This is a genomic window from Leifsonia aquatica H1aii (assembly GCF_000633535.1).
Classification (GTDB): domain Bacteria; phylum Actinomycetota; class Actinomycetes; order Actinomycetales; family Microbacteriaceae; genus Leifsonia; species Leifsonia aquatica_A.
This window is the reverse complement of record NZ_AYMR01000018.1, coordinates 235,952-256,101: the sequence shown is the minus strand read 5'-3', so window position 1 is coordinate 256,101 and position 20,150 is coordinate 235,952. Positions and strand designations below refer to the sequence as shown.

Genomic DNA, 20,150 nt, shown 5'->3' with positions numbered 1-20,150 from the left:
GCCTGGTGAGCTCGCTTCCCGTCACCGATCCCGTCCCCGCGCACACCGCGCCCGGGCCGATCGGCAGCCGCCTCGATGACTGGTGGGCGCGCGTGCTGCGCACCCCCACCCGGATGCGCGTCTGGTACTGGGGCGCACCGATCGGCGTGACCCTGCTCGCCGCGGTGCTGCGGCTGTGGGACCTGGGCTCCCCGCACTCCCTCGTCTTCGACGAGACCTTCTACGTCAAGGACGCGTGGTCGCTCTCCCACCTCGGCTACGAGGGCAGCTGGCCGGACAAGGCCGACGAGCAGTTCAACGCGGGCAACACGGACATCTTCACGTCGTCGCCCTCGTTCGTCGCGCATCCCCCGCTCGGCAAATGGATGATCGCCCTGGGAATGGCGGCGACCGGAGCGGGCAACTCGTTCGGCTGGCGGGTGTCGACCGCGATCGTCGGGATCATCGCCGTCCTGCTGGTCTTCCTGATCGCCCGCGTCCTGTTCCGCTCGACCATCATCGCTACCATCGCCGGCTTCCTGATGGCGATCGACGGCCACGCGATCGTGATGAGCCGCGTGGCGCTCCTCGACAACTCGGTCATGTTCTTCGGCCTGCTCGCCTTCGGCTGCATCCTCCTGGACCGGCGCTGGCATGCGGGCCGGCTGGCGGCGGCGGTCTCGGCGGCGCGCTCGGCGGGCCGGGATCCCGCGTGGGGCCCGGTGCTCTGGTGGCGTCCGTGGCTGATCGCGGCCGGCATCCTGTGCGGGCTCTGCGCCGGAGTGAAGTGGAGCGGCTTCTACTTCCTGGCGTTCTTCGCGGTCTACACGGTGGTGGTCGACGCCGTCGCGCGCCGCCGAGCCGGCCTGGCGTTCTACCTGAGCGGCGCGACGCTGAAGCAGGGACCGGCGACCTTCGTCCTCATGGTCCCGATCGCGTTCGTCGTGTATGTGGCGACCTGGACCGGGTGGATCGTCACCGACGGCGGCTACTACCGGCACTGGGCCGAGTCCACGCACATGCAGTGGACGGGCGGTCTGAGCTGGGTGCCGCTGTGGCTGCAGAACCTCTGGCACTACCAGACGGAGATGTACAACTACAGCATCAACCTGCACGTGCCGCATCCCTACCAGTCCAACCCGCTGACCTGGCTGTTCATGATCCGGCCGACCAGCATGTACTACGTCGGCACCACGCAGGGGCAGGGCGGGTGCGACGTCTCGAGCTGCTCGGCCGCGATCACCTCTCTCGGCAACCCGCTCATCTGGTGGGCGGGCGCGGCGGCGCTGTTCTACCTGATCTACCGGCTGGCACGCTACCGCGAATGGCAGATCGGCCTCATCCTGACCGGGCTGGCCGCCGGCTACCTGCCGTGGCTGCTCTACATCAACCGCACGATCTTCCAGTTCTACTCGATCGCGTTCGAGCCGTACCTCATCCTGGGCCTCGCGGCCGCGGTCGCGGTGGTGCTGGGCAGACGCACGGATCCGGCGCCGCGACGGCGGCGCGGGATCGCCTGGGTGGCCGTGTTCCTGGCCGCGTCGGCACTGCTGAGCGTCTACTTCTGGCCGATCTGGACGGGGGAGCAGATCCCGTTCTGGTTCTGGCAGATGCACATGTGGTTGCCGAGCTGGGTGTAGGCGCACCCGGACGGAGGCAGGGGTGGCGCTGTCGTCCGGCGGGTGTAGACCGTGGGTATGACCGACGCGCAGCTGCCCGGCGATGACCGGCTCGACCACCTCGACCTCGTCCCCCTGCCCGGGAGCGAGCGGCCGGAACGCCCGGGATACCGTGCCCACGGCGCACTGGCCCCGGAAGCGGTGGTGTCCGCGACCCTCGTGCTGCGCCGCCGGGCGGAGCTGCCGGAGAGCGCCGTCACCGCCCGGCTGAGCAGGGACGAGCTCGCCGCGCGCTACGGCGCCGACCCGGCCGAGGTGGAGCTCGTGAGCACGACGCTCAGCGGGCTCGGCCTCTCGATCGACGAGGCGGACGCCGCTCGCCGCACGGTGCGCGTGAGCGGTCCGGCCCGCGTCGTCGCCCGGGTCTTCGGGACGGACCTGGCGCGCTCCGCCCCCGCCGACTCCGGCGACGACGCAGAGGCTCCCTACCGTCAGCGCACGGGGAGCCTCAGCATCCCGCGCGCGCTCGACGGCGTGGTCACCGCCGTCCTCGGCCTCGACGATCGGCCGCAGGCGCGGGCGCAGTTCCGCATCGCCCGGCCGGCTGCGGTGTCGGTCAGCTACACGCCTCCCGAGCTCGGCACGGTCTACCGCTTCCCGGCCGGCACCGACGGGAGCGGGCAGACGATCGCGATCATCGAGCTCGGCGGCGGCTACGAGCAGGGCGACCTCGACACCTACTTCGCGGGACTCGGGATCGCGACCCCCTCGGTGACCGCCGTGGGAGTGGATGGCGGAGCCAACGATCCGGGGGCCGACCCGAACGGCGCCGACGGGGAGGTGATGCTCGACATCGAGGTCGCGGGGGCGCTGGCGCCCGGCGCCTCCCTCGTCGTGTACTTCGCACCCAACACCGACGCCGGGTTCCTCGATGCCGTGACGACGGCGGCGCACGCCTCCCCCACTCCCGCCGCCATCAGCATCAGCTGGGGGCAGGCGGAGGATCAGTGGACCGCGCAGGCCCGCACCGCGTTCGACCAGGCGCTGCAGGACGCCGCGGCGCTCGGCGCGACGACGACGGTCGCCGCCGGGGACGACGGCAGCAGCGACCGGGTGACCGATGGGGCGGCGCATGTCGACTTCCCTGCCTCGTCCCCGCACGCCCTGGCCTGCGGCGGAACCCGGCTGGAGGCGGACGGCAGCACCGGCGCGGTCAGCAGCGAGACCGTCTGGAACGACGGCTCGGGAGGCGGTGCGACCGGCGGCGGCGTGAGCGCGGTCTTCCCCCTTCCGTCGTGGCAGGGCGGCGTCGGAGTGCCCTCGGGTGCGGGCGGAGCCGACGCCGGAGGCAGCGCGAACGGACCGGGCGGACGCGGGGTGCCCGATGTCTCCGCGGTCGCCGACCCGCAGACCGGCTACCGCGTGCGCGTCGACGGGAAGGACACCGTCATCGGCGGCACCAGCGCGGTCGCGCCGCTCTGGGCGGCCCTCGTGGCCCGGATCGTGCAGCAGACGGGACGACCGCTCGGGCTGGCGCAGCCGGCGCTGTACGACTCGGTGCGGGCCGGGCAGGTCGCCGCGGGGTTCCGCGACATCACGCAGGGCGACAACGGCGCGTACACGGCGACGGCCGGCTGGGACGCCTGCACGGGACTGGGCGTGCCCGACGGAGCGCGGCTGCTCGGCGCGCTCTGAGGATCCCGCTGTGTCGGCCGGACGGGCTCAGTGGTCGACGAGCTTGAGCCCGACGACGCATCCCACGAGCCCGACGATGAGCAGCACCTTGACGAGCGAGAAGCCCTCGCCACCGAAGATCGACGCGTAGAGCACGGTCAGCGCCGCCCCGATCCCCACCCAGACCGCGTAGGCGGTGCCGGTCGAGATCTCGCGCATCGCGAAGGCGAGCCCGCCCATCGACGCGACGAGGCCCACGCCGAAGATCACGGTCGGCCAGAGGCGGGTGAAGCCTTCGGCCTTTCCGAGGGCGGTGGCCCAGACGGCTTCGAGCACACCGGAGAGGATGAGGACGATCCACGACATGACGACGGACTCCTTGGCCAGTCTTGTCGCGCACCGGGTACTGATCCGTCGTCCGGGATCGCTCTCCTGGCGATCTAGCACGAGTGTACCACAATGTCCCGCAAGCCTCCGTGTCGCTCTGTTACGTCTGTTACGCGGCGCCCGCGGCCGTGCCGGAACGGTCCGGTAGCGTGAGCCCATGGCAGATCGCGAATACGGTTTCCGCACGCGTGCGATCCACGCGGGCAACATCCCCGACCCCGTGACGGGAGCCCGCGCGCTGCCGATCTACCAGACCAGCGCCTTCGTCTTCGACGACACCGCCGACGCGGCCGCCCGCTTCGCGCTCCAGAAGTACGGCAACATCTACTCGCGTCTCGCGAACCCGACGGTGGCCTCGTTCGAGGAGCGCATCGCGAGCCTCGAAGGCGGCCTCGGCGCCGTCGCCACCGCCTCCGGTCTCAGCGCGCAGTACATCACGTTCGCCTCGCTCGCCGGTGCGGGCGATCACATCGTCGCCTCCGCCAACCTCTACGGCGGCTCGATCACCCAGCTGGATGTCACGCTGCGTCGCTTCGGCGTGGAGACGACCTTCATCCAGAGCTCCGACCCGGCGGACTACGCGGCGGCGATCACCGACAAGACGAAGGTCGTCTTCGCCGAGACGGTCGCGAACCCCTCCGGCGAGATCGCCGACATCGAGGGTCTCGCGGATGTCGCGCACGCGGCGGGTGTGCCCCTCGCCATCGACTCCACCATCGCCACGCCGTACCTCAACCGGCCGATCGAGTGGGGCGCCGACATCGTCATCCACTCGGCCACCAAGTTCCTCGGCGGGCACGGCACGACCCTGGGCGGTGTGGTCGTCGAGAGCGGCCGGTTCGACTGGCACTCGGAGCGGTTCCCGCTCTTCGCCGAGCCCGTCCCGTCCTACGGCGGCCTGCAGTGGTCCGGCAACTTCGGCGAGTACGCGTTCCTCACCCGGCTGCGGGCCGAGCAGCTGCGCGACATCGGCCCCTCTCTCGCCCCGCACTCCGCCTTCCTGCTGGCGCAGGGCGTGGAGACCCTCCCCTACCGCATCCAGGCGCACGTCGACAACGCGCGGGCGGTCGCGGAGTGGCTCGAGGCCGACCCGCGGATCGAGCACGTCTACTGGGCCGGTCTGCCGAACCACCCGCACCACGACCGTGCCCGCAAGTACCTGCCCGCCGGTGCCGGCAGCGTGTTCAGCTTCGTCGTGAAGGGCGGCCGCCCGGTCGGGCAGAAGCTGATCGAATCGGTCAACCTGGCCAGCCACCTCGCCAACATCGGCGACGCCAAGACGCTCGTCATCCACCCCGCCTCCACCACCCACGCCCAGCTCACCGAGCAGCAGTTGCTCGACGCGGGCGTGCTGCCCGGTGTCGTGCGCATCAGCGTGGGCATCGAGGATGCCGACGACATCATCTACGATCTCGACCAGGCCCTCACCGAGGCCGTGAAGGAGGCGTGAGCGTGACCGCGACCGACACCACCGAGGTCCAGCTCGCCAACGGTCTGAGCTGCTCCCTTCCGGCCGACTCCCCGCTGGCGAAGCTGTTGAAGTCGCAGCGCACCTGGATCGGCCCGGACGCCAAGAAGCGCCTCGCCATCCTGCGCGCGGCGAAGTCCGTCGCGATCGTCGGCGCCTCGCCGAACCCGGCGCGCTCGAGCTACTTCGTCGGCACCTACCTGCAGCAGTCGAGCGACTTCCGCGTGTACTTCGTGAACCCCAACGCCGACACCATCCTCGGCCAGCCGGCGTACCCCGACCTCGCCTCGCTGCCGGAGGTGCCGGACATCGTGGACGTGTTCCGCAAGCCGAGCGACATCCCCGCGGTGATCGACGAGGCCATCGCGGTCGGCGCGCCGACCGTCTGGGTGCAGCTCGGCATCTGGAACCAGGAGGCCGCCGAGTACGGCGAGTCGAAGGGCCTCACCGTCGTGATGGACCGCTGCATCAAGATCGAGCACGCCCGCTTCCACGGCGGCCTGCACCTCCTCGGCTTCGACACCGGCCAGATCACCGCGCGCAAGACCCTCCGCTGAGCCACGCCCCCGTCGTCGCCGTCGAGACGGCGAATAGTCCGCCGTTTCACGGCGAGACGGCGGACTCTTCGCCGTCTCGACGCGTCCCCTTCGGGTCAGAGTCCGGTGGCGAGGCGGACGCCCGCGCTGATCTGGGTCATCAGGTAGGCGGGCATGCTCCCCACCGGGTAGGTCTCCACGAAGTCCCGATCGACCGGGCCCAGCTGGGTGACGAGGGCGACCGAGTCCTTCGCCAGCCCGACCGCCGCGGCGGGGATGAGCACATTGCCCGGGAACCGTTCGAGCGCCGTGTTCGATGTGAGCGGCACCACCAGCACCGTGCTGATCGCGGACGCGAGGAGCCACCCATCCTGGACGACGACCGCCGGCCGGACCTTGGCGGGCTCGGATTCGCGCGGAAAGCCGAAGTCGACCCAGACGACGTCACCGCGCGCGATCACCAGTCGGTGCTTTCGGCGACGACCCGAGAGGTCTCACGCGTGAAGAGTCCGTCTCCAGACGGCTGACCCGCTTCGGCGATCGCACTATCGGCCAGACGCGTGAGGTCGGCGGCCCCCTCCAGCTCGTCCGCCAGCTTCTGTGCCGCCAGCCGATAGAACGTCGACCGATTCAGGCCGTGTTGCGCCGCGACCTTTTCGAAGCGCTCGAAGTCACCGTCCGGAAGGGAGATCGCGGTCTTCATGCGTCGAGTATAACTCGTATAACTCAGCCAACGCCGCCTCCTTCGCCGAGACGGCGAAAAGTCCGCCGTTTCACGGCGAGACGGCGGACTATTCGCCGTCTCGACGCCTCGGGGGGGCCGGGGGCTGCAGCGTCAGGCGCGGGCGATGAGGTGGAAGACGTGCCAGTGCTTGGGGCCCTCGAACGACATCCCGCGCCGATCGTCTTCCACGAGCTGCAGCACCTCCATCCCGGCCAGCATCCCGGTCACGCCGGCCCGGTCGTGGAAGTTCATGCCGGGCCGGCCGAACCAGTCGTCGTGCGGACCGAAGAGCTCCCCGGCGAAGAGCGCACCGGGGCGCAGGGCGTCGCGGATGTCCGCCCAGACGTACGGGAAGCGGTCCGGGTCGCAGAACGGCAGCGCGAACCCGGCGTAGACGAAGTCGGCAGCGGGGAGGTCGCCGAGCGTCTCGAACGGCGCCGACCGCACCTCGAGGCGTGCGGCCTCCTCCGGATTCAAACCGGCGGCCACACGCTCCTCCACGCCGGGGTCGGAGTCGATCGCGAGCACGTTCCAGCCGCGGGTCGCGAGGTGCCGCGTCTCCACGCCGTCCCCGCAGCCCAGATCGATCGCGTCCCCGGGCTCGCCGGCCCACGCGGCGAGCGCGCTCGCGAAGGTGGGGCGCACCGTGCGGCCGCCCTGCTGCTCGTAGAACTGCGACCAGTCGAACGCCATGACGCCGAGCCTACGCGCGTGCGCACCCGCCGCACCCCCGCGCTGGCTAAACTCGGCGGGTGGAGTCCGCGCCTTCGTCCCCCCGCGTCGCCGTCCTCGGCCCCGTGCTGGTGGAGGATCGCTCCGGCGCGCTCGCCGAGCCGACAGGTGTGCGCGGCAAGCGGCTCATCGTCGCCCTGACCCTCGCGCGCGGGCCGCTCTCGGTGCCGTCCCTCGTCGCGGACCTCTGGGACGACGCCCCGCCCCGGCAGGAGCGCGCGGCCCTGCAGACCCTCGTCTCCCGATTGCGCACCTCCAGCGCCGACGGCCTGGTCGAGTCGACACCGGGCGGCTATGCGCTGGCGATCGGCGCCGAGCAGACGGACGTGGGTCTCGCCCGGCGTCGGCTGGCGGACGCGCGCACACTGCTGACCGCGGGCGACGCCGCCGCGGCCGACCGCGAGGCGACGGCCGCCCTCGCCCTCTGGCGCGGCGACCCGGGCACCGGTCTCGGCGATGCCCCACTGGCCGACGACCTCGCCCGCACAGCCGCCTCCCTCCGCGACGACCTGCTGTTGGTGCGCGCCCGCGCCCGGCGCGCCGGCGGCGACCCCGACGCCGCACTGACCGACCTCGCCGCGCTGCTCGAGACCCACCCCCTCGACGAGGCGCTGCAGCGCGAGCGGATGGGGGCGCTCGCCGACGCGGGTCGGCGCAGCGAGGCCCTCCTCGCCTTCGCCGAGCTCAAGGAGGCGATGCTCGAGCGACTCGGCACCCGGCCCGGGCCCGAATTGGTCGCGTTCAACGCGGCCCTCCTCGCCGCCGAGGACGAACCCGTCGTCGCCGCTCCGAAACAGCTCCGGATCGGCCTGCGCACCGCGCCGAACGCCCTGCTCGGGCGGGAGTACGACCTGCAGGCGCTGGAGGACCTGATCGCGACCTCGCGGCTGACGACGATCCTCGGCGCGGGCGGGCTCGGCAAGACCCGGCTGGCCCAGGAGGTCGGCCGGCGCGCCATCCACACCCCGGCCGTCGTCTTCGTCGAACTGGCGAGCGTGCGCAGTGCCGAGGACATCGAGCTGGCCTTCGCCTCGACCCTCGGGATCCGGGAGGCCCGCACGGTGCGGTCCGGCGACCCGGGGGCACTGGTCGACCTCCACTCGCGCATCCTCGGCCAGCTGGCGGAGCGCGAGACCCTGCTCATCGTCGACAACTGCGAGCACATCGTCGACGCCGCGGCGGCATACATCTCCGACATCCTCGAATCGACGACGACCGTGCGCGTGCTGGCGACCAGCCGGTCCCCGCTGGCGATCGGCGCCGAGCGGGTCTACCCCCTCGACTCGCTGCCGAGTGCGGGAGGCGGCGCTGCGGTCGAGCTCTTCGTCGAACGCGCGCGGGCGGCACGGCCCGGGGTCGTACTCCCGCTCGACACGGTCGCCCGGCTCTGCGACCGGCTGGACGGGCTTCCGCTCGCGATCGAGTTGGCCGCGGCGCGGACCCGCTCGCTCGCGGTCGAGGAGATCGAGCGCCGGCTCGGCAACCGGTTCGCACTCCTGACCGGGGGCGAGCGCACCGCACCGGAACGCCACCGCACGCTGTTCGCCGTGATCGACTGGAGCTGGAACCTGCTCAGCACCTCCGAGCAGGCGTTGCTGCGGCGCCTGTCCGCGTTCCCGGACGGCTTCAGCGCCGAAGCGGCCGAGGCCGTCGCCGGGGCGGGGGCCGGGTCGGTCCTGGACGACCTCGACGCCCTCGTGACCCAGTCCCTCGTCGCCGTGACCGAGGATGCCGGCACCGGTCTCCTGCGCTACCGGATGCTCGAGACCGTGCGCGAGTTCGGCGACCGCGAACTCGATGCCGCCGGTGAGGCCGACGAGGTGCGCGACGGGATGGACGCCTGGGCGGTGACGTTCGCGCACCGGATGATGGAGACGATGCACGGCCCCGAGCTGGTGCCGACGTTCGGCCGGGTGACGGCCGAGCAGGACAATCTCGTCGGCGTGCTGCGATCCGCCCTCGACGGCGGCCGTCCCGCGACCGTCGCCGCCGTGTTCGCCCTGCTCTCCTACTACTGGTCGCTGCGCAGCGCGCACTCGGAGGTGCTGGGGTTCGGCCCGACCGTGCTCGCCGCGCTCGCGGAGTGGGAGCCGGATGACGGGCAGCGCGAGGACGCGGCCGTCTGCTTCACGATCATCGGCGGGACGTTCCTCTACGTCGACCTGCGGACCGCCGTCCGGGCGATCGCCCGGCTCAAGCGCCTCCGCCGGGTCCGGCCGTTCGCCGATCCGCGACTGAATGCGATGGCGAACCTCATCACGGTCGCGGGCAAGGTCGACCCGGGGATGCGGATGCTCGCCGACTACGCCGCGTCGAGCCAGGCCGACGTCGCCGTGATGGGCAATCTGCTGCTGGCCCAGCTGCACGAGAACGCCGGCGAGCTGCAGGCCGGGCTGGCCGAGGCGCAGCGTGCGTACACACTCGGCCAGGTGGTCGGGGACGCGTGGTCGACGGCCTCCGCCGCTCAGGCCCTGGCCCAGCTGCACAGCCAGCTGGCGAACCCGGAGGAGGCGCTGCGCTGGGCCCAGCGCGCGCACGACGGGCTTGCGCCGCTCCAGGCGGCCGGCGATCTGCGTCAGCTCGACTGGCTCATCGCCATCAACTCGATCACCGTGGGCGACACCGCCCGCGGCCGCGAACTGCTCGACACCTACCTGAGCGTGGAGGTCGACCGCACCGGATTCGACTACGTCGACTACTACGGCATCGGCTACGGCGGTCTCGCCGAGATCGCGCTCGCCGAGGGCGACATCGCAAGCGGTCTGCGGCGCTACGCCGAGGCCGTCGGCGTCTTCGTCGACGACGGTGTCGCACAGCGGGAGACGCTGACCAACCCCTGGCTGACGATGCTGGGCGCGGCCGAGCTCGTCGTGCACCTGCGCGCGCACGCCGCCGGCCCGGACGAGCTCGCGCCGGGCACGGTGTCGTGGCCGGCGACGGACGAGCTCGCGCGCCGGCTCCGCGTGCGGGTGCTGGTCTACACCCGGCTGAGCTCCTGGTACGTGGACAAGCCGGTGCTCGGAAGCGGGCTGCTGGGCTACGCCGCGTGGATGCTCGATGCCCACACCGCGCAGGGCCGGGGCGACGGATGGGTCGAGACCGGACTCGCCCTCGTCGCGCTGGCGACCCGGCTGAACTCGCGCCAGGACCTCGCCAGCATGCACCGGGCGCGCCTGCTCGCTCCGATCACGGCCGCGTGGGGTGCCCAGCGGGTCGCGGAGACGGTGGAGGCGGCCGTCGGCCTGACCCTCGACGAGGCCTGGGTCCGGGGCCTGGAGCTGTTGCGATCAGCGAAGCCGGCCCGCTGACCCGGACCGCGCGCGAAAGCGGCCGCCGCACCCCTCCGCAGGGTGCGACGGCCGCTGTCCAGGAGCGCCGGGCTCAGGCCTTCCGCATGTAGGCGCGGACGGTGAGCGGGGCGAACACCGCCACGATCACGGCGGCACCGAGGAGCGCCCACCAGCCGTCGGCGGGGAACGTGCCGTTGTTGGCCAGATCGCGGACCGCGGTGACCAGGTGCGACACCGGGTTGATGTTCACGAAGGTCTGCAGCCAGTCCGGCAGGGTGCTCGCCTGCACGAAGGCGTTCGAGAAGAACGTCAGCGGGAAGAGCACGAGGAACGAGATCCCCTGGACCGAGCCCGCCGTGCGGGCGATGACGCCGAAGAAGGCGAAGATCCAGCTGATCGCCCAGGCGCAGACGATGACGAGCAGTCCGGCCAGGATGACGAAGCCGACCCCGGCGGCGGGGCGCCAGCCCATGGCGAACCCGGTGACGAACGTGATGGTCGTCGCGATCGCGTAGCGCAGCGTATCGGCGAGCAGTGCGCCCGACAGCGGAGCGATGCGCGCGATCGGCATCGACTTGAACCGGTCGAACACGCCCTTGTCCATGTCTTCGCGCAGCTGCACGCCGGTGACGACAGAGGTGGTGATCACCGTCTGGGCCAGGATGCCGGGGATGAGGTACGGCAGGTAGGCCGTGACCCCTCCGGCGAGCGCCCCGCCGAAGAGCAGCGCGAACATGATCGTGAAGATGATGGGCTGTAGCGTGACGTCGAAGAGCTGCTCCGGCGTCCGCTTGATCTTCAGCAGGCCACGGCGGGCCATGGTCAGGGTGTTCGCCAGAGTCTGGCGCACGCTGACGTGGTTCTTCAGGTTCCGCTCGGACGGCGGGGTGATGGTGGCGATGGCGCTCATGCGCGGACTCCTTCTGCGACGGAGGCGGTGTCGGTCTCGGCGGACTCGTCGTCCGCGGTCTCCTCTTCGACGCCGTGACCGGTGAGGGTGAGGAACACCTCGTCGAGGGTCGGCTTCTGCACGGACATCTCCGCCAGGCGGATGCCCGCTTCGCGGAACGTGATGAACAAGTCGGTGACGGCGTCCGCGTCGCGCATCGGAGCGGTGAGGCGCGCTCCCTCCGGCGAGACGACCGCGTCGACGCCGAGCACCGTCGCGATCGCGCGGCGCGCGTCCTCCACGTCGGCGGCGTCGGCGAGGCGCAGTTGCAGGGACGACTCACCGACAGAGCTCTTCAGCTCGTCGCTGGTCCCCTCGGCGACGACACGGCCACGGTCGATGACCGCGATCCGGTCGGCCAGCTGGTCGGCCTCGTCGAGGTATTGCGTGGTGAGCAGTACGGTCGAGCCGGTCGACACGAGGCGCCGGATGGTGTCCCACATCTGCGAGCGGGTGCGCGGGTCGAGGCCGGTGGTCGGCTCGTCGAGGAAGATCAGCGGGGGCTGCGCGATGAGGCTGGCGGCGAGGTCGAGCCGGCGGCGCATGCCCCCGGAGAACTTCTTCAGCGGGCGGTTGGCGGCATCGGTGAGCCCGAACTCCTCGAGCAGCTCGGCGGTCTTGGCCTTGGCCTCGCGGCCGCTCAGGCCGAGCAGCCGGGCGAAGATCATGAGGTTCTCGTTGGCCGACAGGGTCTCGTCGACGGAGGCGAACTGGGCCGTGACGCCGAGGAGCTGGCGGACGATCTGCTGCTCCTTGCGGATGTCGTGGCCGAAGATGGTGGCTTCGCCCGCGTCGGGCTTCAGCAGGGTGGCGAGCATGGAGATGGTGGTGGTCTTGCCGGCGCCGTTCGGCCCCAGCACACCGTAGACGGTGCCGGCGCGGACGTTCAGGTCGACGCCGTCGACCGCGCGGTTCTCGCCGAAGACCTTGACGAGCCCGTGGGCTTCGACCGCCCATTCGGAGCTGCGAGTCATGGTGGTCCTTCCTTTCGGATCGGTTGATGTCTCGATGGTGGCGCGGCCCGCTTTCAGCGCGCTTACGCGGCGCTTACAGCGTGGGTCGGGTCGTGAAAGCGGGTGTGAGAGCGCAGGCGGCCTAGCCCGCGCGGAGGGCGCCGGCGAGCAGGGCGGCACGGTCGATGCCCGCGAGTTCGAGCGCTCGCGGGACGGTCCCGAGGTCGAGACCGAGCAGGGCGGCGAGCAGATCGGCGTGCGCGGAGCGCTGCCGGCGCTGTGCGGCGGCGACGCGGTGCGCCCGGCTGAGGGCGTCCTTCGCCGATGCGCCCCAGCGCGGCCGGGCCACACGCGGCGATGCGACCAGTCGGGCCGGGTCGGGCGGGGTGACGCCGGCGGCGCGCAGGCTCAGCTCGCGCTCCGCCTGCAGCGCGGCCTCCACGCCCGCGGTGTCGAGGCCGGCCGAGACGAGCACGTCGTGCACGGGCGACTCCGTGTCACGTGTGAGGGCGAGCAGGAGGTGCTCGGCCTCCACCAGCGGGGCGTTGCGGTGCTGCGCTTCGACGACGGACCGCACGACGACCTCCCGCATCGCGCGGGAGAGGGGCTGGCCCGGGGCGTTGTTCGCGGTGCCGGGTGGGATCTCAGACATTGCGTCTCCTCAGCTCGATGCCCGCGGCGGCTACGCGTCGCAGGTGCTTCTTGTGGACGGCCTGGCGGGTGACGCCGAGCGCGTCGGCGATCTGGGACCACGTCCAGCCCGCACGGAGGGCACGCTCGACCTCGGCGTCTTCCAGACGGTCGGCGTATTCGCGCAGGGCGACGACGGCGGCGAGACCGTCGGCGACGCCGCCGAGCGGTTCGGGAGGAGGGCTCACGGTGGTCATGCGAGCAACTTTAGTTGCTTGCGATCGTTTGTCAACTCTGGTTGCGTATTTCTCGGCGTACGCTGTCGGCATGGACATCGGCGTCGGCAGCGCGATCCTGTGGGACGGCCACCCCGGGATGGTCATCGAGGGCCCGGACGAGGACGGCCAGTTCCTGGTCGAGTTCGCGCAGAGCGGCGGCGGCCTCGACACCGCGTGGTTCCTGCCGGGCGACTCCCGCGTGGTCTCCGCACCCCGCGGCTGAAGCGCACGATTCCCGCGTCGATTCGCGGCCGTACGCGGATTCCGTGCGCGCAGGCCGACGTAGACTGGACGATGTGACTGCGTACGTCTCGGCCTTCGACCTGTTCTCGATCGGCATCGGCCCCTCGAGTTCGCACACCGTCGGACCCCTGCGGGCCGCCCGCGCATTCGCCGTACGACTCGTCGAGGACGGCCTCCTCGACCGCGTCGACCAGGTGACCTGCACCCTGTACGGCTCGCTCGGCTCCACCGGGATCGGCCACGGCACCCCCGACGCCATCGTCGCCGGGCTCCGTGGGCTCCAGCCCGAGAACTGCCACCCCGACGACGTCCGCGGAGCCTGGAGCGGGCTCGGCGACGACGCCACGCTGCTCCTCGCCGGTGAGCGGGAGATCCCGTTCGCCCGTGACGACATCGACTTCGAGCCGCGCACCCGGCTGCCCGGCCATCCCAACGCACTGACACTGCGGGCCTGGGGACGCGGCCCGGACGGCATCCGTGAGCCCCTGCCGCTGCTGGAGGAGACGTACTACTCGATCGGCGGCGGCTTCATCCGGCGGGACGGCGAGGAGGCCGACCTGGCCGCGCGCGCCTCCCATCCCCTCCCCTACGACACCGCCGAAGAGCTGCTGGCGATCTGCGAGCGCCTCGACATCCCGATCTGCGAGGTCGCCCACCGCAACGAGGCCGCCCTGCACGGCGAGGAGCGGACCCGCGAACGGCTCGATCTCATCTGGGAGGCCATGGCCGAGTGCGTCGCGAACGGCCTCGCCGGCACCGGCACCCTGCCCGGCGGGCTGCAGGTGCCACGCCGGGCGGCCGCCATGCGCGAGCACCTCGAGCGGGTCCAGGACGATCCGGGACGCGCGACGGCTCTGGAGTGGCTGCACGCCTTCGCTCTGGCGGTCAACGAGGAGAACGCGTCCGGCGGGCGCGTCGTCACCGCACCGACCAACGGCGCGGCGGGCATCGTCCCGGCCGTCGCCCACTACTACCTGCGGTTCGTGCCCGGCGCGACCCTCGACGGCATCCGCCGCTACCTGCTGACCGCCACGGCGATCGGCTCCCTGTTCAAGGCGAACGCCTCCATCTCGGGCGCCGAGGGAGGCTGCCAGGCGGAGGTCGGCTCGGCCTGCGCGATGGCGGCGGGCGCCCTGTGCGCGGTGCTCGGCGGCACACCCCGCCAGGTCGAGAACGCCGCCGAGATCGCGATGGAGCACCACCTCGGCCTCACCTGCGACCCGGTCGGCGGCCTGGTGCAGATCCCGTGCATCGAGCGCAACGCGATCGCCTCCTCCACCGCGGTCTCCGCCGCTCGGCTCGCCCTGCACGGCGACGGCTCGCACCTCGTCTCCCTCGACACGGTGATCGAGACCATGCGCCAGACCGGCATCGACATGTCGACCAAGTACAAGGAGACGAGCGAGGGCGGCCTCGCCGTCAACGTCATCGAGTGCTGACCCGCCCGCCCGCCTGCCTCGACTGCCCGCCCACGAGAGGTGAGTAGTTGCGGGTAAACCGGGCGAATACCCGCAACAACTCACCCCTCGCGGGCCTGCGCCCCACCCGCACACAGCCGGCCCCGTGCGAGGGGAGCGTAAATGCGGGCAAACCGCACGCATACCCGCCACGACCCGCACCTCGCCGCCCGCCTCGCGCCCGACGCCCGCCCACCCGGCCCGCCCACGAGAGGTGAGTAGTTGCGGGTAAACCGGACGAATACCCGCAACAACTCACCCCTCGCGGGCCTGCGCCCCACCCGCACACAGCCGGGTCCACGCGAGGGGTGAGTAGTTGCGGGTAAACCGGGCGAATACCCGCAACTACTCACCCTTCGCGGGCGGGACGACGTGCCCTGGCGCGCGAGGGGAGCGTAAGTGCGGGTAAACCGAGCGAATAACCGCAGCAACTCACCCCTCGCGGGCCCGCGCCCCACCCGCACACGACCGGCCACGCGCGGGGCGCGCGCGGAGCGCGGGCGCGGAGCGCGGGCGCGGGCGGGGTTACGCCGCGTTGCGGGCGCTCTCCCGAACGTCGGCGGGGCCGCCTACCGTGGTCCCGTGAGCACGACACCCGCATCAGACGCCGACCGTTCGAGCGCGCTGGGAGCCGCCCTGGCCGGCCCGCTGGTCTCCACGCAGTGGCTGTGCGACCACCTCGGCTCCGCGGGGCTGGTCGTGCTCGACGCGACCGTCGTCCCGGCGGTCGGGCCCGACGGAGGACCGGTCTTCGTCAGCGGCCTCGACCAGTACCTCGTCGACGGCCACATCCCCGGCGCCGTGTTCGCCGAGCTGCTCGACGGGTTCAGCGACCCGGCGGGCCCGTACCCGTTCACCCGGCCGTCCGCTGCGGCCTTCGCCATCGCCGCCCAGGCCGCCGGTGTCGACGAGGACACGACGGTCGTGATCTACGATGCCGCCGCCGGCCAGTGGGCCGCTCGGCTCTGGTGGCTGTTCCGCTCCTTCGGCCACGACCGGGTCGCAGTGCTCGACGGCGGCGCGACCGTGTGGCGCGCCGAGGGCCGGCCGGTCACCCGCGGCCACGTCGAGCCGCGCACGGTGGCCCCCTTCACCGCGGTCGAGCGGCCGGGATTCTGGGCGGACAAGGCCGCGGTCGCCGCGATCACCGCCGGCGACCGCGCGGCGACGCTGCTCTGCGGGCTCCCGGCGCGCGACTTCGCCGCGCGGCACATCCCGGGCAGCCTCAGCGTTCCCGCGGGCCGGCTGGTCTCGCGCGAGACGAACACGTTCCTGCCGCCCCGGGAGCTGCGCGAGCAGTTCGCCGACGCCCTCGCCTCGACCGACCCGATCGTCGCCTACTGCCGCAGCGGGATCGCTGCGACGGCGGACGCGCTCGCGCTCGCGGTCCTCGGCCGCACGGACGTGGCGGTCTACGACGCGTCGCTCAGCGAGTGGACCGCCGACCCGCAGGCGCCGCTGGCGTCGGTCGCGTAGCCTCCTCCACCAGCTCCAGGATGTGCCGGTAGCGCTGCCCGGTCGCCCGCGACATCCCGAGTTCGCAGGTGCGGTTGGCCGACGCGTAGGCGGTCACGGTGCCGGACGCGGCGGCCTCCGCCGCCAGCAGGCCCACCTCGGCCGCCTCCCGCTCCGTGGCGGACGCGGTCAGCTCGGGATGCAGCAACCCCCGGTCGCCCGCGAACGCGCAGCAGCCGGCGTCGATCGGGATCGTCACCTCCTGCGCCACCGCCTCGGCGACCCGGCGCAACGCACCGTCGACCCCCAACCGCCCGGTCGAGCAGGTGGGATGCAGCACGAGCGACGGCAGCGCCTCCACGACGTCGAGCGCCGGGAGCAGGGTCGTGGCGGCGAAGTCGACGGAGTCCACGAACCGCAGCCGCGCGAACGGCCCGCCCGCTGCCGCGGCGGCGTCGCGCATCGCTTCCAGCCCCTCGGTGCAGGACGCCGCATCGCAGACGACCGGCAGCTCACCGCCGCGGGAGGCCTCCAGCAGCGCCGGCAGCACCCGCTCGGACATCCGCTCGTGGCCGTCGTGGAAGCCCTTCGACTTCCAGGGGGTGCCGCAGCACATCGATGCGACCCCGTCCGGCACGGTCACCTCGACGCCGGCGCGCTCGCACAGGGCGAGGAACGCCGCCGTCGAACCGATCCCGTCGCCCTCGGCGCCGAACATCGTGCCGATGCAGGCGGCGAAGAACACCGCCTGCGGCTCGGCGGCGCGCAATGGCACCCGGCGCTCGCCGCCACGCGGGAGGCCTGCGTCGTAGCGCGGGACGGTGTCGGAGCCGAGCACGGCGCGGCCGAGGTCGGTCACGGCCCGCACCAGCGGCGCCGGCAGAGCACCGGCGACGGTCAGTGCGGCGCCACCGGCCCGGCTGACCGGACCCCACGCGGCGGCCGCGGCATCCCACGCCCCCGCCGCGACGCGCGAGACGGACTCGCCGCGCAGTCGGCGCACGAGGTCGCCCGTGTTGATGTTGACCGGGCAGACCGCCTGGCACATGCCGTCGACGGCGCAGGTCTGCACCCCCGCGTACTCGTAGTCGTCCCGCAGCTCGGCGGCGAGCGCGTCATCCCCCGCCAGCTCGGCGGCACGCAGCTCCCGCCGCAGCACGATGCGCTGGCGCGGGGTGAGCGTGAGGTCGCGCGACGGGCAGGCCGGCTCGCAGTAGCCGCACTCCACGCAGCGGTCGACCTCGCTCTCGACCTCGGGCGCGGTCTTCAGGTCGCGCAGGTAGGAGTCGGGGTCGTCGCTCAGCAGCACCCCCGGATTGAGGATGCCGTGCGGGTCGAACAGCCGCTTGACCTCCCGCATCACCCCGTAGAGCTCGTCGCCGTACTGCCGACGCACGAATGGGGCCATGATGCGGCCGGTGCCGTGCTCGGCCTTGAGCGAGCCGCCGAGGCCGAGGATCAGCTCGACCATGTCGTCGGTGAACGCGCGGTACCGGTCGACACCCTTCTGGTCGCCCAGCCGTTCGCTGAGCATGAAGTGGATGTTGCCGTCCTTGGCGTGCCCGAAGATCACGCTGTCCTCGTAGCCGTGGGCGGCGAAGAGGTCGCGCAGACCCGCGCAGGCGTCCAGGAGGGTCGGCACGGGTACGACGACGTCCTCCAGCAGCGCCGTCGTCCCGGGCGCGCGCGCCTCGGCGACGGTCGTGTAGAGACCCTTGCGGATGTGCCAGAGGGCCGCGCGCTCCGCAGCATCGGTCGTGAACCGCAGCGGGAGGCTGAGCCGCAGCTCGTCGAGCACGGGCGCTGCGAGCGCGCGGGCAGCCTCCGCGGCCTCGGCGTCTGCGCCGTGGAACTCGATCAGGAACGCCGCGTGGTCGTCGATCGTCAGCTCCCGCAGCTCGGCGGGGGCGTCATCGGCGCGGGCCGCCAGGCGCAGCGAGGTCGAGTCCATGAGCTCGACCGTGGCGGCGCCCGTCGCGACGATCGCCGGGAGGGAGGCGGTCGCCGCGCGCAGGGTCGGGAACACCGCGAGCGCGGTCGTCGCCGCCGGGTGGAGGGTGACGGTGCGGAACACCGCCTCGGCCACGAAGCCGAGCGTCCCCTCGCTGCCGACGAGCAGGTGGGCGAGGATGTCGACGGCGGTGTCGAAGTCGAGGAAGGCGTTGATGCCGTAGCCCATGGTGTTCTTCATCGCGAAGAACCGCTCGACCGTCGCGACCGAGGCCTGGTCGGCGCGCACCCGGTCGCGCAGGGCCAGGAGACCGGCGTGCAGCTCGGGCTCCGCGGTGCGCAGCCGGTCGTCGGCGTCGACGGCGGCGGTGTCGAGGACGGTTCCGCTCGGCAGCACGACCACCAGGGATTCGAGCGTGCGGTAGGTGTTCTGCTCGATGCCGCACGCCATGCCGCTCGAGTTGTTGGCGACGACGCCGCCGATGGTGCACGCGATCTCGCTCGCCGGGTCGGGGCCGAGTTTGCGGCCGTGCCGGGCGAGTCGGGCGTTCACCTGGCGGACGGTCATGCCGGGCTGCACCCGCACCCGCTCGCCGCCGTCGAGCACGTCCGCCGAGCGGAACGCGTGCCGGGTGTCCGCGAGCACTCCGGCCGTCACCGCCTGGCCGGAGAGGCTGGTGCCGCCGGAGCGGAACGTCACCGGCAACCCGCGCGTGCGTGCTGAGACCAGGAGGTCCGCGACCTCCTGGGCCGTTCCCGGCCGCGCGACCTCGGCGGGGACGAGGAGGTAGTGCGATGCGTCGTGCGCGGCGGCGTGACGGTCGATGGCTCTGGTGGACACGGTCACGGGCGGGCTCCTGCGGGGTCGGCGGGTCGAGCGGTGTCGATCGTGAGGTAGGGCGGGCGGCCGCCCTCGGGGAGGCCCTCGGCGGAGGCCAGCAGAAGCGCCCCGTCGAGCGGCTGCACCGCCGGGGTCAGCAGGCGGGCGCCGGGAGCGGTGCCGGCCAGACGTTCGCGCAGCGGGTCGAGCAGGAGCTCGCCGACACCGGTCACGCCGCCGATCACGGCCAGCCGGCGCGGCACCGGCGCGGCGAGCAGGGCCGTCGCGGTGGCGGCGAGGGCATGGGCGGCATCGGTCCAGATCCCCGCCGCGACCGGGTCGCCGGACCGCGCCGCGTCCGCCACCGCCGGCGCGAACGACGCGAGCACTCCCGCTCGGTCGTCGCGGGTGTACAGCTGGGCGGGCAGAGCCTCGACCGCCCCGAACCGGTCCGCCGCCGCTGTGAGCAGCGCCGATGACCCGCCGGGCCTCCCGTCGTGCTCGCGCACCGCGGCGCGCAGGCCGGCGAGGCCGATCCAGGCGCCGCCGCCCTCGTCGCCGAGCAGGTGTCCCCAGCCGTCCGCCCGGCGCCACACGTCGTGGAAGTCCGTCGCCAGCCCGACCACGCCGGTGCCGACGGCGATCACGGCGCCGCCCTCGAGGCCCAGGGCCGCGGCTGCTGCGGTGACGGCATCGGAGGCGAGCAGGATGCGCGCGTGCGGCCAGCGCCGGCGCAGGTCGGCCAGCACCGCGTCCGGCGGCGTCAGCCCGAGCAGTCCGCTCATCCCCACGGTGACGGTGGTCGCCGCGTCGAGGCGGTTCGCGGGGAGGCCCGCGAGGAGCTCGTCCAGCAGGGGGGCCACCCGGATGCCGTCCGGCCCGACGCTCACGCCGGGACCTGCGACCGGAGGTTGGCCGCCGAGCGTGGCGCGGGATCCTGTGCCGCCGATGTCGATCGCGAGCACGCTCATGAGCCGGTCCCCTCGTCGTTCCGCCGCACGGCTGC

At 72.6% G+C, this 20,150-nt stretch carries 18 protein-coding genes and 1 riboswitch; of the genes, 8 read left to right on the top strand and 10 right to left on the bottom strand.

Going from position 1 to position 20,150, the window contains the following annotated elements; genetic code table 11:
• The first annotated feature begins 5 nt into the window (after positions 1-5).
• The gene (locus U870_RS0117110) at positions 6-1,619 is read left to right on the top strand and encodes a dolichyl-phosphate-mannose--protein mannosyltransferase (protein ID WP_025158597.1); all 1,614 of its coding nucleotides are present in this window, start codon (positions 6-8) and stop codon (positions 1,617-1,619) included.
• A gap of 57 nt (positions 1,620-1,676) precedes the next feature.
• Positions 1,677-3,293: a S53 family peptidase gene (locus U870_RS0117105; RefSeq protein ID WP_025158596.1), complete on the top strand. Its 1,617-nt coding sequence runs from the start codon at positions 1,677-1,679 to the stop codon at positions 3,291-3,293.
• Between the two features lie 27 nt (positions 3,294-3,320).
• Here the strand turns inward: U870_RS0117105 and U870_RS0117100 are convergent, their stop codons facing one another.
• Entirely contained in the window at positions 3,321-3,638 is a 318-nt protein-coding gene (locus tag U870_RS0117100; RefSeq protein WP_025158595.1) for a DMT family transporter, read from the bottom strand.
• Positions 3,639-3,650: 12 nt separating this feature from the next.
• Positions 3,651-3,717, bottom strand: a riboswitch (guanidine-III (ykkC-III) riboswitch).
• 99 nt (positions 3,718-3,816) lie between these two features.
• Here U870_RS0117100 and U870_RS0117095 point away from each other — a divergent pair.
• The gene (locus U870_RS0117095; RefSeq protein WP_025158594.1) at positions 3,817-5,109 is read left to right on the top strand and encodes an O-acetylhomoserine aminocarboxypropyltransferase/cysteine synthase family protein; all 1,293 of its coding nucleotides are present in this window, start codon (positions 3,817-3,819) and stop codon (positions 5,107-5,109) included.
• Positions 5,110-5,153: 44 nt separating this feature from the next.
• On the top strand, positions 5,154-5,684 hold the full coding sequence (locus U870_RS0117090; protein WP_430623527.1) for a CoA-binding protein: 531 nt from the start codon (positions 5,154-5,156) through the stop codon (positions 5,682-5,684).
• A 95-nt stretch (positions 5,685-5,779) separates the two neighbouring features.
• Here U870_RS0117090 and U870_RS0117085 read toward each other — a convergent pair whose 3' ends face one another.
• The 3 genes from U870_RS0117085 to U870_RS0117075 form a co-directional block, all read right to left on the bottom strand.
• Complete coding sequence (locus U870_RS0117085) at positions 5,780-6,124, bottom strand: type II toxin-antitoxin system PemK/MazF family toxin (protein WP_025158592.1); 345 nt, start codon at positions 6,122-6,124, stop codon at positions 5,780-5,782.
• Complete coding sequence (locus tag U870_RS0117080; protein WP_025158591.1) at positions 6,121-6,366, bottom strand: CopG family transcriptional regulator; 246 nt, start codon at positions 6,364-6,366, stop codon at positions 6,121-6,123. Before U870_RS0117080 ends, U870_RS0117085 begins: the two co-directional genes overlap by 4 nt.
• 132 nt (positions 6,367-6,498) lie before the next feature.
• Positions 6,499-7,080 carry a class I SAM-dependent methyltransferase gene (locus tag U870_RS0117075; RefSeq protein WP_025158590.1) on the bottom strand — a complete coding sequence of 194 codons (582 nt, stop codon included), beginning with the start codon at positions 7,078-7,080 and terminating at the stop codon, positions 6,499-6,501.
• 59 nt (positions 7,081-7,139) lie between these two features.
• On the opposite strand from U870_RS0117075, the gene U870_RS0117070 reads away from it, so the two are divergent.
• Positions 7,140-10,427, top strand: coding sequence for an ATP-binding protein (locus U870_RS0117070; RefSeq protein WP_025158589.1), 3,288 nt, complete (start codon positions 7,140-7,142; stop codon positions 10,425-10,427).
• Between the two features lie 73 nt (positions 10,428-10,500).
• Here the strand turns inward: U870_RS0117070 and U870_RS0117065 are convergent, their stop codons facing one another.
• From U870_RS0117065 to U870_RS0117050, 4 genes are all read right to left on the bottom strand, one after another.
• On the bottom strand, positions 10,501-11,319 hold the full coding sequence (locus U870_RS0117065) for an ABC transporter permease (RefSeq protein WP_025158588.1): 819 nt from the start codon (positions 11,317-11,319) through the stop codon (positions 10,501-10,503).
• On the bottom strand, positions 11,316-12,332 hold the full coding sequence (locus U870_RS0117060; RefSeq protein ID WP_025158587.1) for a daunorubicin resistance protein DrrA family ABC transporter ATP-binding protein: 1,017 nt from the start codon (positions 12,330-12,332) through the stop codon (positions 11,316-11,318). Before U870_RS0117060 ends, U870_RS0117065 begins: the two co-directional genes overlap by 4 nt.
• A 121-nt stretch (positions 12,333-12,453) precedes the next feature.
• Positions 12,454-12,963: a Clp protease N-terminal domain-containing protein gene (locus U870_RS0117055; RefSeq protein ID WP_025158586.1), complete on the bottom strand. Its 510-nt coding sequence runs from the start codon at positions 12,961-12,963 to the stop codon at positions 12,454-12,456.
• A complete protein-coding gene (locus U870_RS0117050) occupies positions 12,956-13,198 on the bottom strand; it encodes a helix-turn-helix domain-containing protein (RefSeq protein WP_025158585.1) in 243 nt (80 codons plus the stop codon). The genes U870_RS0117055 and U870_RS0117050 overlap by 8 nt, the downstream gene beginning before the upstream one ends.
• Before the next feature lie 70 nt (positions 13,199-13,268).
• On the opposite strand from U870_RS0117050, the gene U870_RS24455 reads away from it, so the two are divergent.
• The 3 genes from U870_RS24455 (at position 13,269) to U870_RS0117035 (ending at position 16,395) form a co-directional block, all read left to right on the top strand.
• Positions 13,269-13,442 carry a hypothetical protein gene (locus U870_RS24455; protein WP_162819174.1) on the top strand — a complete coding sequence of 58 codons (174 nt, stop codon included), beginning with the start codon at positions 13,269-13,271 and terminating at the stop codon, positions 13,440-13,442.
• A gap of 73 nt (positions 13,443-13,515) precedes the next feature.
• Positions 13,516-14,901, top strand: coding sequence for an L-serine ammonia-lyase (locus tag U870_RS0117040; RefSeq protein WP_025158584.1), 1,386 nt, complete (start codon positions 13,516-13,518; stop codon positions 14,899-14,901).
• Positions 14,902-15,501: 600 nt separating this feature from the next.
• Positions 15,502-16,395: a sulfurtransferase gene (locus U870_RS0117035; RefSeq protein WP_052357783.1), complete on the top strand. Its 894-nt coding sequence runs from the start codon at positions 15,502-15,504 to the stop codon at positions 16,393-16,395.
• Here the strand turns inward: U870_RS0117035 and U870_RS0117030 are convergent.
• Both U870_RS0117030 and U870_RS0117025 read right to left on the bottom strand, forming a co-directional pair.
• Entirely contained in the window at positions 16,346-19,171 is a 2,826-nt protein-coding gene (locus U870_RS0117030; RefSeq protein WP_025158582.1) for an FAD-binding and (Fe-S)-binding domain-containing protein, read from the bottom strand. The two genes, U870_RS0117035 and U870_RS0117030, sit on opposite strands and share 50 nt — an antisense overlap.
• The gene (locus U870_RS0117025) at positions 19,168-20,115 is read right to left on the bottom strand and encodes an N-acetylglucosamine kinase (protein WP_025158581.1); all 948 of its coding nucleotides are present in this window, start codon (positions 20,113-20,115) and stop codon (positions 19,168-19,170) included. Before U870_RS0117025 ends, U870_RS0117030 begins: the two co-directional genes overlap by 4 nt.
• Positions 20,116-20,150 lie beyond the last annotated feature (35 nt).